The sequence below is a fragment of the Segniliparus rugosus ATCC BAA-974 genome (genome assembly GCF_000185725.2).
GTDB classification, from domain to species: Bacteria; Actinomycetota; Actinomycetes; order Mycobacteriales; family Mycobacteriaceae; genus Segniliparus; species Segniliparus rugosus.
Genome location: NZ_KI391954.1, coordinates 1,327,541 through 1,340,769, shown reverse-complemented (window position 1 = coordinate 1,340,769; position 13,229 = coordinate 1,327,541). Strand labels below are relative to the sequence as shown.

Genomic DNA, 13,229 nt, shown 5'->3' with positions numbered 1-13,229 from the left:
TCGCGCCAGTTTAGCCTTTGCCGTCTTCCGGTTGGACCGCCCGTCTCGGTTTGGGCCCGCCTCGGACGATATTGCGCAGCTTCGGCACCCGTCCGCTCAGCTCCCGCTCGAACCCGTGGCCGGTCGGCCGGTAGTAATCGACGCCGACCAGCTCGTCGGGCGGATACTGCTGGGCGAGCACCCCGTCCTTGGCTTCGTGCGGGTAGCGGTACCCGGCTGTTTTCCTCGTCTTGCGCGCGTAGGAGGAGTGGCCGTCGCGCAAATGCTGCGGCACCGGCCCCGCTTTGCCCGCCCGCACGTCCGCCTCCGCCGCGCTGATCGCCTGGATCACCGCGTTCGATTTCGGCGCGGTGGCCAGATGGATGGTCGCCTGGGCCAGGATGATGCGCGCCTCCGGCAGGCCGACGATGGCCACCGCCTGCGCCGCCGCCGTCGCGACGGTCAGCGCGGTCGGGTCGGCCATGCCGACGTCCTCGCTGGCGTGGATCATGAGCCGGCGGGCGATGAAGCGGGGGTCCTCGCCCGCGATCACCATGCGCGCGAGGTAGTGTAGCGCCGCGTCCACATCCGATCCCCGGATCGACTTGATGAACGCGCTGACGACGTCGTAGTGCTGGTCGCCGTCCTTGTCGTAGCGGACCATCGCCTCGTCCAAGCTCGCGGTGACCTGGTCGAGGGAGACCGTCCACGCCGCCGAGTCGGGGGCCTCCGCCTGCGCCAGGTCCGCCGCCGCCTCCAGCGCGGTGAGCAAGCGCCGCGCGTCGCCGCCCGCGACGCGCAGCAGATGCTCGCGGGCCTCGTCGGAGAGCGCCACCGAGCCGCCGTAGCCGCGCTCGTCGGCGAGCGCCCGGCTGATCAGCGCGTCCAGGTCCTCGCGGGCGAGCGGGCGCAGTTCCAGGACGAGCGATCTGGAGAGCAGCGGGGAGACCACCGCGAAGCCCGGGTTCTCCGTGGTGGCCGCGACCAGGAGCACGATCTGGTGCTCCACTGCGGCGAGCAGCGCGTCCTGCTGCGTCTTCGAGAAGCGGTGCACCTCGTCGATGAACAGCACGGTGCGCACACCGGCGGCCAAGCGCATCCGCGCGTCCTCGATGACTTCTCGGACTTCCTTCACGCCCGCCGTGAGCGCGGAAAGCGCCACGAACTCGCGCCCCGTCGCGCTGGAGAGCAGCGAGGCGATCGTCGTCTTCCCTGTCCCCGGCGGCCCGTGCAGCACCACCGACGCGACCCCGTGGCCGTCCACCAACCGCCGCAGCGGTCGGCCCGGTCCGAGCAGATGGTCTTGGCCCAGCACATCCGCCACGTCGTTCGGGCGCATACGCACGGCGAGGGGGACGTGCGCCGCGCTCACCAACGCCATGCCGCGCGCAGTGCCGCGATCACCGTTTCAGCGTGTTCCGCCACGGCGAGGTCGCCCGCCGCGTTCGCGAGGCCGAGCAGCCCCTCCCAGCGCGCCATCAACGCCTGCGGCGTCGGCGTGGAGAGGGAGTGCCGGTGCGACCACGCGCCGTCCCTGCCGTGCCCCGGCAGCCACCATGCGGTGGTCAGCCAGACCCAGATCAGCATCGCGCCGAGCACGCGCTTCTGCAGCGTGACATCGTCGGCGAGCGCGGGCCACACCGCGACCGCCTCGGCCCGCCATGCCTGCACGATCCGCTGGTCCAGCTCCGACCAGTACTCCTTGCTCTCCTCTTTTCGCATGGCGCCGCGATAGGTGACCAACGCGTACGCGATGTCCAACGTGGCGTCGCGGAAACCGCCCCACTCGTAGTCCAGGAATCGCACGCCTTGGTCGGCGGTCAGCAGGATGTTGTCCGGGCCGGGGTCGGCGGGGCTGAACGCCCGCATCGTGCCCTTGTCGAACAGCTCCTTCGCCTTCGCCGCGATCGCCCGCACCTCCTCCGGAGTCTCCAGGGACAGCTGCTCGCGCAGCTGCCTCGGCAGCGCGAGGACCGCGCCTTGCACCTGCTGGCCGATGATGTCCCGGCTGGGCGGCACCTTGGCGCGGCGCAGCAGCGCAGCGAAGTCGATCTCGCGGCCGGCCGTCGCCGCGTGCATCCGCCCCAGCCGCTGCGCCCAGGCCATGAGCGCGTTCTCCTCCCCGCCCGACTGCGAGGCGAGGACCTGCGACATCGGCGTCGCCTCGCCGAGGTCCGAGATGATGAGCACGCGCTCCTCCGAATCCCAGGCCAGCAGCTCCGGCCCCGGTCGGTCCCCGGTGGCGAGCGAGGTGGTGAACTGGTAGCTCACCACTTCCCTCGTGAACATCTCCCTGCTGCCCTGCGGCGGCGTCTGCTTGATCACCAGGGTCCTTGGCAGGGAGAACGGGTTCTCCCCGACCCGCGCGCGGACCACCAAGGTCTGGCCGGTGCCGCCGAGGTCCTCGACCTCGACGAGGGTGACCTCGGCCCCGGTCCGTTTGGTGAGCAAGCGGACCGCGGCGGCGATGACCGAGGCGGCTTGCGCGGTGCCGAGCGACGGTGGATCCGTGAGAAGTGACATCGCCCTCCAACATACTCGCGCAGACTGACAAAAACGGAAACACGACGCAGACTTAGAGCTCTCTTACAAACCCCGGCCTGCGATCAGCGCTCCGTCGGCGGTGCGCAAAGCCGGTTATCCGCGCCATGAAGAACACGCGGACCCGTCTCCCCCGCCATCGCCGTCCTCCTTCCGCGGCGCTCGCGCCTACAGCTCCGCCACGTCGACGGAGACCCCGATGGTGCTGCTCTTGGCCTCCGAGTAGATCACGCCGCGCAGCGGCGGCACGTCCGCGTAGTCCCTGCCCCAGGCGCAGGTGACGTACTCGTCGTTCACGAGCTTGTCGTTCGTCGGGTCGAAGGCGAGCCATCTGCCCCGCCCGAAGCTCACGGCGGCCCACGCGTGCGTCGCGTCGGCCCCCACCAGCTTGGGCTGCCCCGGCGGCGGGTTGGTGAGCAAGTAGCCCGAGACGTACCTGGCCGCCAACCCGTGTCCGCGCAGGCAGGCGACGGCGAGGCGGGCGAAGTCCTGGCACACCCCGGAGCGCTGGGCCAGCGCGGAGGCGACTTTAGTGCTCACCGTCGTCGAGCCCTGCGTGTAGCGCAGCTCGGTGTTGATGCGGTGCGTCAGCTCGGCGACCACGTCGATCAGGGGCCTGCGCGGCGCGAAGATGGGCGCGGCCCAGTCCAGCACCTCGTCAGTGATCTCCGGGGGGTCCAGGTCGAGGACGTACTGCTGGGCGAGGGGCTCCTGCGCGAGGCGGAGGCGCACGTCCTCCCATTCCGCCCGGTCGTCCCAGTCCGCCCAGTCGGAGCATTCGGCGCGGACGGCGACCTGGGAGGCGGCGTCGACGACGAGCCTGCGATGGGTCTCGGTGACGTGGAAGTACAGGTCGTGGTTGCCGAAGGCGTCCACCCCGGTGGACTGGTCCTCCGGGGTGGGGTACACCGTCACGGCGTGCGAGAGCCTTCGCTGGCCCGAGAACTCCCTCGGGCACAAAAAGCCCCGCCCGTAGGACGAGGTCACATCGTCGTCGTACTCGTACACGGTGCGGTGGACCACCTGGTACAGCCGCTCCCCCGGTTCGCGGGTCAATTCCATGACTGCTCCTTCGACCCGGCCCACAGCGGGCGCATCTGGCTCGGCGGGGTGAGCCGCGAGCGCTCGATCACCGTCGCGAGATCCCCGAGCCCGGTGTGCACGGCGGTCAGCCACTGGGCCAGCGCCGCGCGCTCCCCCTCGGGGGAAACCCGCTCCAGCTCGTCCGGCTCGATTCGCCGCAACAGGCTGAACAGGGACTCCAACGCGTGCTCGGCCCGGGTGGAGCGGGCCGCGTCCGGCAGCGCCATCAGGTTCCGGCGCAGCGCTTCGAGCTGGTAGAGCAGCGAGCGGGGATTGTCGACGTCGAAGAAGAGCAGCTCGGCGACGGTGCTCACCCGGACGCGCAGATGATGCCTGCGCCGATAGATCACGGCGGACTCCACCGAGGAGAGCACCGCCTCGGTCAGCGGGCGCTCCACGTCGGGCTCGTACTGTTTCACCAGCGTGGCCCGCACCAACGCGGTCAGCTGCAACGCCCGCTCGATGCGCTTGCCGATGTCCATCAGCCGCCAGCCGGGATCGTGCACCATCGACTCCGCCGCGAGGCCCGAGAGGGCGAGCATGCCCGCGAGGACCTGGGACTGCGCGATCGACAGCTGCACGATCTCGTCCGCCCACGAGATCTGCGAACTCTGCTGCAGTGGCTGCTCCAAAGCGCGTTCGAGGTCGGCGAGGACCATCCAGGTGTCCACTGACAACTGGTCCCGCACCCCTTGCGCCGCGTTGCCGAGCCGGTCGACGGACTGGGCGAGCGAACCAGAGCGCTCCCGGTCGAAGGTGAAGGACCGCAGCTCCCGCAGCCCGAACTCCACGCCGATCTCGGCTCCATACTCCGGTCCGGCGGTCACCTGCGGCACCGCACCGAACAACGACTGCAGCGGCTCGGCGAACGGCACGTCGGGGCCGCTGGACGAGCGCTGCTCCTGCAGCCGCTCGCGGATCACGATGAGCAGCCTGGCCAGCGCCTCGGCCCGCTCCCCGTACCGCCCGATCCAGAACAGGTCGGCGAGCACGCGCGGGGAGGTGACCGTCTCATCCGCGCGGGCCTCCGGCGGGCTGGGCTGCGGCACGTCCATCGCCACCACCCGCGCGCCCTGCTCGGACTGCTGTTTCCCGCGCGCGGCCCCTGTCGCGGGCTGGGCCACCCAGATGTCTTTCGTCGCGGTGGAGACCGGCAAGCCCTGGACCTTGCCCCGCGCCATGACCTGGCCGAGCCCGCCGGGCAGCACCACCTGGCGGTTGCCGTGCGCCACGGTGAAGCACCGGAGCAGCACCGGGGCACCTTCCAACAACGTCGGCCCGTCTTCGGCCTCCGAGCCTCTGGAGTCGGGGATCACCGGGGCGGAGCCCAAGCCCATCGGCAGCTGGCCGACCCAGCGCCACGGCTCGGCGGCCAACTGCCTCGCGAACTTCTCGCGGCCCTCGGCGGACAACGCCGCGCCGGGCTGCGCGGCCCCGGTCACCACGTCCCGGATGACGAGTTCGGCGCAGTCCTCGGCGAGCTTCGCCCGGTCGGTCGGTCGCCCGCCCCACAGCACGGCGGCGCTGTCCAAAAGAAGCTCCTCGTCCAAGAGCGCCCGCGCGAGCTGCGGGAGGAACACCGCGAGCGCGGGGTTCTCCAGCACGCCGGAGCCGATGGAGTTGACCACGGTCACCGTGCCCCGGTTCGCCGCTTCCACCAGGCCGGGGACGCCGAGCTGTGAGTCTGGGCGCAGATCCAGCGGGTCGACGTACTGCGAGTCGACCCGGCGCAGGATCACGTCGACGCGTTTGAGCGTCCCCAACGAGCGCATCCACACCTTGCCCTCGCGGACCATCAGGTCCGCGGCCTGGACGAGGGGGAAGCCCATGATGAGCGCGAGGTGCGCCTGGTCGAACGCGGTCTCCGACCCGACGCCGGGCGAGAGCACCACGACCGTCGGATCCTCAGCCCCCGCCGGGGCCGCCTCGATCAGCGCGAGCCTCAGCTCCTGGACGAACGGCCCGAGCGAGCGGGGGCCGACCGCCTGGAACACGCCGGGCGCGGTGCGCATCAGCACCCGTCGTCCCGCGACGGCGTACCCGATGCCCGAAGGAGCCTGCGTGCGGTCGGCGTGGACGACGAATTCGCCGGACGGCCCCCGGCCCAGCTCCACCGCGTGCAAAAACACCGGCTTCTCCGGCGACGGGGCCTGCAACGCCATGCGCAGGTAGCCCCGGTGCGCGAACACGAGTTCCGGCGGGAGGACGCCCTGCTCCAGGATCCGCTGCGGCCCGTAGAGGTCTGCGAGCAGCGCGACGAAGAGCCTTGCGCGTTGGGCGAGGCCCTCCTCCAGCACGGCCCAGTCCTGCGCGGACACCACCAGCGGGACCGGGTCCAGCGGCCACGGCGCAGGTCCGCCGTGGACCGGGGCCTGTTTCTCGGCCCCCGGCCCGCCCCGCGCGGTCGAGAGGGCGGGCGCGCCCACCGGGTTGTAGGTGATGCCGTCGTTGTCGACTTGGCGGGCCACCCTGGCGCGCATCCGCTCCAGGCCCGCCGGCCCCAGCGGCGCGAGCGAGGCGATCAGCTCCGACCAATGGGCACGCGGCTGCCCCTCGTCGTCGGTCAGCTCGTCGTATCCCTCCGAAGCTTCCCCGAACAAAACTTGTTGCGCTTGCGGCCCCAAGCCGGTCGGACTCATGTTGGTCGAATTTACCGGAGCACCGTCCGTGCTCTGCGCATGTCCAGGATGCCCGGTGCCCCGGTGTCGACGGCTATCCGAGCGGCGATCTCCGCGATTTTGCCCAGGTCGACGGCTCCAGGAGTGATGCTCATCGGCTCGAACCTGCCGATCCGGCGCGACTGCGCGGTGGCAGAGTTCACAGGCGGGTCGTCGTAGGCGATGCCGCCGGGGTGCACCACGTGGTAGGTCGCCCCGCCGAGCGAATGCCCGGAGTAGCGGTCGATCAGCTCGAATCTCAGCGGCGAGTCGACAGTGATCGTCGGGTGCAGCGCGCTCGGCGGCTGCCAGGCCCGATAGCGGACCCCTGCGACCTGGACGTCCTCTTTCTCCGTCTGTCGCAAAGGGACGGGGATGCCGTTGCAGGTGGCGATGAAGCGACCGGGGTCGGCTCCGACGAGCTTGATCTGCAGGCGCTCCACCGAGGAGTCCACGTACCGCGCGGTGCCGCTCCCGGTCGCCTCCTCGCCGAGGACGTGCCACGGCTCGATGGCCGTCCGAAGCTCCAGCTCGGCCCCGCCGACGACCACCGAGCCGATCCGGGGGAAGCGGAACTCGGTGAACGGCTCCAGCCAGGACTGCTGGAACTCGATGCCCGAGCTGCGCAGGTCCGAAACGATCTCCGCCGCGTCCGCGATGGTGTAGTGCGGCAGGAGGTAGCGCCCGTGCAAGGCGGAGCCGTGCCGGGTCAGCGGCGCGCGCAGCGGCTGTTCCCAGAACTTCGCGACGAGGGAGCGCACCAGCAAGGACTGCACGAGGGCCATCTTCGGATGCGGCGGCATCTCGAAGCCGCGCAGCTCCAACAGGCCAAGGCGGCCTCGGGTGGAGTCCGGGCTGTAGAGCTTGTCGATGCAGAACTCCGCACGGTGGGTGTTGCCGGTCAGGTCCGTGAGCAGGTGGCGCAGCGCCCGGTCCACTTGCCAGGGCTGGAAGTCGCCGGACCGCGCGATCCTGTCGAGCTCGGCGAAGGCGACCTCCATCTCGTAGAGCGACTCGGGCCGCCCCTCGTCCGCCCTTGGGGCCTGCGAGGTCGGTCCGACGAACCGCCCGGAGAAGAGGTAGGAGAGAGCAGGGTGGCGCTGCCAGTACGTCAGCAGGGACACCAACAAGTCAGGACGGCGCAGGAGCGGCGAGTCGCTCGGGGTCGAGCCGCCGACCGTGATGTGGTTGCCGCCGCCCGTGCCGGTGTGCGTGCCGTCGAAGTCGAAAGACTCGGTGGACAGCCGGGCGAGGCGGGCCTGCTCGTAGAGGCTCTCCAGCAGCTCGGTCTGCTCCTCGAAGCTGCCCACCGGGGGGACGTTCACCTCGATGACGCCGGGGTCCGGGGTGATCGACATGAACTTCAGGCGGGCGTCCGACGGCGGGTCGTACCCTTCCAGCACGACCGGGACGCCAAGCTCGCGGGCGGTGCCCTCCACGGCTCCGACGAGGTCGACGTACGCCTCGGCGGTCGGCAGCGGCGGCAGGAAGACGTGCAGATGCCCGTTGCGGACCTCGGCCACCAAGGCCGTGGTGGAGGCTCCGGACAGGCTCGCGGGGGGCGGCGGCTCGGAGGACTGCGGGCGCGGCTCGCGCTCTTCCGGCTTGGGCAGCTTGGGCCGCTTCACCGTGGGGTCGGCGGGCGGGAACTGCGCCGCCGGGGACCAGCCGACCGAGTCGAGCGGCAGGCGCAGGCCCGCGGGCGAATCCCCTTCGGCGAGGACGATCCGGCCCCGTCGGGTCTTCCACACCGCGCTCGCCCAGCCGTTCCCGTCCCACGACGGCTCGAGCGGCATGACGTACGCGGCCGGCAGGCTCGCCCTGGCGTTGAGGATCTCGACGAGCTTCGCCCTGGCCTCCGGCGAGTCGACGTCGGGGCCGAGGTCGAGCGCAAGGTCAGACGGATCCCCCTCCGGGAGGCTCAGCGCCCGTTGCAACTGCGCGAGCGGGTCCTCGTACGCGGCTTGGGCGGCCTCTGCGGCGAGCCCGAGCTGCGCGGCGAGGCGCTGGGCGAACTGCTCGGCCAGCTTCGCGGACTCCTCGGGGTCGATCGCGCGGGGCGCGGGCTCCCACGGCTTGGCGAGCAGCGACGCGTCCGACCACACCGGCTCCCCGTCCGTCCGCCAATGCAGGCCGATGTTCCACCTCGGCAGCTCCTCCCCCGGATACCACTTGCCCTGGGTGTGCGAGAGCAGCGCGCCCTGCGCGAGGTGGTCGCGCACGCGCCGGGCGAGCTCTTCGGCCCGCTCCCGCTTGTGCGGCCCGTCCGCCGCCGTGGTCCATTCCGGCGAGACGCGGTCGTCCACGGAGACGAACGTCGGCTCGCCGCCCATCGTCAGCCGCACGTCCTCGTCTTTCAGCCGCTGGTCGACGGCGAGCCCCAGCTCGTACACGGACTTCCATTGCTCGTCCGTGTACGGGAGGGTGACCCTCGGATCCTCGTGGATGCGCCGGACCGTGTTCGAGAACTCGAAGGAGACCTCGCATTTGTCCGTCGCCCCCTCGATCGGGGCCGCGAGCGCGGGCTCGGGGGCCGCCGCGAGCGGGATGTGCCCTTCCGCGGCGAACAGCCCGGAGGTCGGGTCCAGGCCGACCCAGCCCGCGCCGGGGAGGAAGACCTCGGTCCAGGCGTGCAGGTCGGTGAAGTCCGCAGTCGGCCCGGACGGGCCGTCCAGCGCGGGCAGGTCGGCGGTGAGCTGCACGAGGTAGCCGGAGACGAACCTGGCCGCGTAGCCCAGCTCGCGCAGGACCGAGACCAGGAGCCAACCCGAATCCCGGCAGGAACCGATCTTGCTGCGCAGCGTGTGCTCGGGAGTCTGCACCCCGGCCTCCATCCGGACGCTGTAGCCGATCTCCTCGCTCAGCGCGGCGTTGATCGCCGAGAGGTGCTCGATGGTCCTGATGCGCCCAGGGCTCGCGAACCGCTTCACGAAGGCTTGGACGAGCTCGCCGGGGCCGGAGCCCGCGTCCGCGTCGTTCACCCGCCGCCGGTACGGGGAAAGCGAGGCCGCGAGCACCTTCGGGTAGGTGAAACCGAAGTGCTCCGCGTAATCCTCCACGAAGAACTCGAAGGGGTTGATCGGGGTGAGGTCGGCGACGAGCGAGACGGTGAACGAGATCCCGTCCGCCCGCTCCGGGAACACCGCGCGGGCCAGGAAGTTGCCGAACGGGTCCTGCTGCCAGTTCAAGAAGTGCTGGCCGGGGTGGACGGTCAGCGAGTACGCCTCGATCTTGGTGCGGGTATGGGGAGCGGGCCGGAGCCGGACCACGTGCGGGTAGACGGCGGTCTGCCGGTCGAAGTGATAGCTCGTGTGGTGTTCGAGAGCGACCTTGATCCCCATCGTCCTTCTACTTCTTCGTTGGCTCGGGACTTGGCTGCGCCGCTGCCGCCGGCGGGCGGGAATCGACGCCGGTCTCGGCGCGCTGGGCTGGGGTGATGGGGCCGGGGGCCCCGGTCAACGGGTCTTGTCCGCCGCCGGACTTGGGGAACGCGATCACCTCGCGGATCGAGTCGACCCCCGCGAGCAGCGCGGTGATCCGGTCCCAGCCGAACGCCATGCCGCCGTGCGGGGGCGCGCCGTAGGCGAAGGCGTCGAGGAGGAACCCGAAGGCGGCCTGCGCCCGGTCCTCGTCGAATCCCATAAGCTTCAACACGCGCTCCTGCACTTCCCTGCGGTGGATGCGGATGCTGCCGCCACCGATCTCATGCCCATTGCAGACCAGGTCGTACGCTTGGGAGAGCGCGGAGCCGGGGTCCGCCTCTAGAGTAGCCAAGCTTTCCTCAGTCGGCGCGGTGAACGCGTGGTGCACCGCCGTCCACGCGCCCTCCCCGACCGCGACGTCGCCCGCGGCCTTCGCCTGCGCGGCGGGCTCGAGGAGCGGGAAGTCCACCACCCAGGCGAACGCCCATTTCGGGCCATCGGCGATCAGGCCGAGCCGCGCGGCGATCTCGCATCGGGCCGCGCCGAGCAGGCTCCTGGCGCTCTTCGCGTCGCCTGCCGCGAAGAAGACGCAGTCGCCTGGCCGCGCGCCGACATGCGCGGCCAGGCCATCGCGCTCGGCTTCCGAGAGGTTCTTCGACACCGGGCCGGACAGTTCGCCGTCATCGCCGATCAGCACGTAGGCGAGGCCTTTCGCGCCGCGCTGACGGGCCCAATCCTGCCAGCCGTCCAACGTCCGGCGCGGCTGGTCCGCCCCGCCCGGCATGACCACCGCGCCGACGTGCTCGGCCTGGAAGACCCGGAACGGGGTGTCCTTGAAGTATTCGGTGCAGTCCACCAGCTCCACCCCGAAGCGCAAATCCGGCTTGTCCGAGCCGTACCTGCGCATCGCCTCCTCGTAGGTGATCCGGGGCAGCGGCAGCTGCGGCTCCTCGCCCAACAGGCCCCAGACGGCCGCGACGACGTCTTCGGCGAGCGCGATCACGTCGTCCTGGGTGACGAAGCTCATCTCAAGGTCCAGCTGCGTGAACTCGGGCTGGCGGTCGGCGCGGAAGTCCTCGTCGCGGTAGCAGCGGGCGAGCTGGAAGTACCGCTCGACGCCGCCGACCATGAGGAGCTGCTTGAACAGCTGCGGGCTCTGCGGCAGGGCGTACCAGTTGCCGGGCTTCAGACGCGCGGGGACGATGAAGTCCCGCGCCCCTTCGGGGGTGGACCTGGTGAGCGTCGGCGTCTCCACCTCGATGAAGCCCTGGTCAAGGAGGGTCTGGCGGGCGGCGGCGTTGACCGTGGAGCGCAGCCGCAGGATCTGCGCCGCCTCCGGCCTGCGCAGGTCGAGGTAGCGGTAGTGGAACCGGGTCTCCTCCCCCGAGGGCTCGTCCAGCGGGAACGGCAGCGGGGCGGACTCGGAGAGCACCTCGAAACTGGTGACCCCGACTTCGACGGCCCCGGAGCCCAGCGCGGGGTTCTCGCTGCCTTCGGGCCGACGGTCGACGACGCCGTTGATCTTCAGGCAGTACTCCGCGCGCAGGGCGTGCGCGCGCTCGAGCACGTCGCCGTCGCGGAACACGACCTGCGCCAGACCGGACTTGTCCCGCAAGTCCACGAAGATCACCCCGCCGTGGTCTCGGCGGCGGGAGACCCAACCAGTGAGCGCCACATCGGTCCCGATATGGCTTTCCCGCAGTTCACCGGCCAAATGCGTGCGCACGCGCCACCTCTTCCTTCTTCGTTTCCGGTGGCACTTTACGGGTTCGCTCGCGCCCGACGCAACCGACTTGGGCCAGCTGGCCCGCGTTGCTGTGAGACCACTGGCAATAGCTGGCAATTTGCTGTACATCCCCGCTCAGCCCTAGGGAAATTGGTTTCATAGGGCTAATCTTTTCGTGGCAGAGATTTATCGACACGAAGTCGGAGGTTCGACATGAACAAGAGATTCGCCAGAGACAAGGCGCGCTCGCTCGGCAAGGCCGCCCTGCTGGCCGGAGCCATCACTGCCCCGCTCGCGATGGCAGGCGCGGCGACCGCGCAGCCCGCCGCCGAGCACATCGGACCGCTCAAGTCGGACGTGTGCGTCACCGGCCCCCTCGGGTTCGTCCGGGGCTGCGTCGACACCGACCACCACCGCTGGTGGGACGGAAACCGTTGGTGGAACGGCGACCGGGCGTGGGACGGCGACGACTGGCACCGCTACCACGACGGCCCCGGCTGGCGCCACGACAACGGCAGGCACCGAGGCTGGGACAAGCACGACGACTGGCGCCACCGCCACTGAGCCCGAGGCTCATTCGCCGGGGGCCGCCCGCTCCGCCCAGTTGGTCCACAGCCGCAAGGCCAGGCCGGCTGCGGCGGAGCCGGCCCCGGCGAGGCACACGCCCGCCCAGCCCGCGCTCTGATAGAGGAATCCGGACACCGCCGAGCCCGTCATCCCGCCGAGGAAGTACGGCACCATGTACGCGGAGGTCGCCCTGCTGCGCGCGGCGGCGTGCTTGTGGTAGATCGCGTGCTGGTTGGACAGGTGCACCATTTGGACGCCGAGGTCGAACACGACAAGGCCGACGATGAGTCCGGCGAGCGAGGACGACCCCCACGCCAAGAGCGGCCAACCCGCGAGGACGAAGAGCCACGCGACAGTCGCGACCAGCACGCCCCTGCCCCGGTCCGCGATTCTGCCGATCACCGGAGCGCCGAACGCCCCTGCCGCCCCGGCAAGGCCGAACAATCCGATCACCGCTTCGCCGTAGTGGTAGCGCGTCCCTCCGTCGCCCGCCAAGAGGAACGCGATGCTGGTCCACAGCTCGCTGAATCCGGCCATCGTCAAAAAGCCAAGCGCCATCCGTCGGCGCAGGAGCGGCGACGAGCGGACCAACTGCCCGACCGAACGCAAAAGCGCGCTGTACGGCCCCTCCGCCGACGGACCCGTCTCGGGGATCGAACGCCACAAGACCGTCGCGAGCACGAGCGACAACGCCGCCGCGATGAAGAACGCCGCGCGCCACGAGCCGAAAAGGTCCGCTATCGCGCCGCTCGCCGTCCGCGCGAGCAGAATCCCGAGCAAAAGGCCCGACATCACGGTGCCGGTGGCTTGGCCTCGGCGCCCCGCCGTCGCCAAATGCGCGGCGAGCGGCACCGCCAGCATCGCCGCCGAGGCAGCGACGCCGACGAGGACCAAGGCCGCGCACAACAACGAGAAGCTCTGCGCCGAGCCTGCCGCGCAGAGCACCAGCGACGAAAGGGCGACCAGCCCGGTCAACGCCTTTTTCGAACTCACCAAGTCGCCGAGCGGCACGATGAACAACAAGCCGACCGCGTAGCCGACTTGCGAACCGGTGACCAGCAGCCCCGCCGCGCCGACCGAGACGTGGAGCCGGTCGGCGATCACGCTCAACAGCGGCTGCGCGTAGTACAACCCGGCAACGGAGGCCGCCGCCGTGACGCTGAGCAGGAGCACGAGCCCGGTGGACAGCCCCTGGCCCTCGGGCTCCAGGCGCGCGCCATCCCCGATCCGGTCCTTGGTGCCTTCCTCGATCAC

8 protein-coding genes are annotated in these 13,229 nt (G+C 70.7%); 1 reads left to right on the top strand and 7 read right to left on the bottom strand.

Features of this window, described 5'->3' with window-relative positions:
* Positions 1–10: 10 nt before the first annotated feature.
* The 6 genes from HMPREF9336_RS16140 to aspS form a co-directional block, all read right to left on the bottom strand.
* Positions 11–1,360, bottom strand: coding sequence for a replication-associated recombination protein A (locus tag HMPREF9336_RS16140; RefSeq protein ID WP_007468855.1), 1,350 nt, complete (start codon positions 1,358–1,360; stop codon positions 11–13).
* The gene (locus tag HMPREF9336_RS16135) at positions 1,348–2,502 is read right to left on the bottom strand and encodes a phosphotransferase family protein (protein WP_007468854.1); all 1,155 of its coding nucleotides are present in this window, start codon (positions 2,500–2,502) and stop codon (positions 1,348–1,350) included. Before HMPREF9336_RS16135 ends, HMPREF9336_RS16140 begins: the two co-directional genes overlap by 13 nt.
* A gap of 186 nt (positions 2,503–2,688) precedes the next feature.
* On the bottom strand, positions 2,689–3,582 hold the full coding sequence (locus tag HMPREF9336_RS16130) for a transglutaminase family protein (protein ID WP_007468853.1): 894 nt from the start codon (positions 3,580–3,582) through the stop codon (positions 2,689–2,691).
* Complete coding sequence (locus tag HMPREF9336_RS16125; RefSeq protein WP_007468852.1) at positions 3,573–6,242, bottom strand: circularly permuted type 2 ATP-grasp protein; 2,670 nt, start codon at positions 6,240–6,242, stop codon at positions 3,573–3,575. The genes HMPREF9336_RS16130 and HMPREF9336_RS16125 overlap by 10 nt, the downstream gene beginning before the upstream one ends.
* An 11-nt stretch (positions 6,243–6,253) precedes the next feature.
* Positions 6,254–9,601, bottom strand: coding sequence for a transglutaminase family protein (locus HMPREF9336_RS16120; protein ID WP_007468851.1), 3,348 nt, complete (start codon positions 9,599–9,601; stop codon positions 6,254–6,256).
* Between the two features lie 7 nt (positions 9,602–9,608).
* Positions 9,609–11,408 carry an aspartate--tRNA ligase gene (gene aspS / locus HMPREF9336_RS16115; RefSeq protein WP_007468850.1) on the bottom strand — a complete coding sequence of 600 codons (1,800 nt, stop codon included), beginning with the start codon at positions 11,406–11,408 and terminating at the stop codon, positions 9,609–9,611.
* Between the two features lie 213 nt (positions 11,409–11,621).
* Between aspS and HMPREF9336_RS16110 the strand changes: the two genes are divergently transcribed.
* Positions 11,622–11,972: a hypothetical protein gene (locus HMPREF9336_RS16110; protein ID WP_007468849.1), complete on the top strand. Its 351-nt coding sequence runs from the start codon at positions 11,622–11,624 to the stop codon at positions 11,970–11,972.
* Positions 11,973–11,981: 9 nt separating this feature from the next.
* On the opposite strand, the gene HMPREF9336_RS16105 is transcribed toward HMPREF9336_RS16110, so the two are convergent.
* Positions 11,982–13,229: an MFS transporter gene (locus HMPREF9336_RS16105; RefSeq protein WP_007468848.1), complete on the bottom strand. Its 1,248-nt coding sequence runs from the start codon at positions 13,227–13,229 to the stop codon at positions 11,982–11,984.

Excerpts from the sequence above, each read along its gene's own strand:
- HMPREF9336_RS16140 (WP_007468855.1), bottom strand. The coding sequence starts at position 1,360 with ATGGCGTTGGTGAGCGCGGCGCACGTCCCCCTCGCCGTGCGTATGCGC.
- HMPREF9336_RS16135 (WP_007468854.1), bottom strand. The coding sequence starts at position 2,502 with ATGTCACTTCTCACGGATCCACCGTCGCTCGGCACCGCGCAAGCCGCC.
- HMPREF9336_RS16130 (WP_007468853.1), bottom strand. The coding sequence starts at position 3,582 with ATGGAATTGACCCGCGAACCGGGGGAGCGGCTGTACCAGGTGGTCCAC.
- HMPREF9336_RS16125 (WP_007468852.1), bottom strand. The coding sequence starts at position 6,242 with ATGAGTCCGACCGGCTTGGGGCCGCAAGCGCAACAAGTTTTGTTCGGG.
- HMPREF9336_RS16120 (WP_007468851.1), bottom strand. The coding sequence starts at position 9,601 with ATGGGGATCAAGGTCGCTCTCGAACACCACACGAGCTATCACTTCGAC.
- HMPREF9336_RS16110 (WP_007468849.1), top strand. The coding sequence starts at position 11,622 with ATGAACAAGAGATTCGCCAGAGACAAGGCGCGCTCGCTCGGCAAGGCC.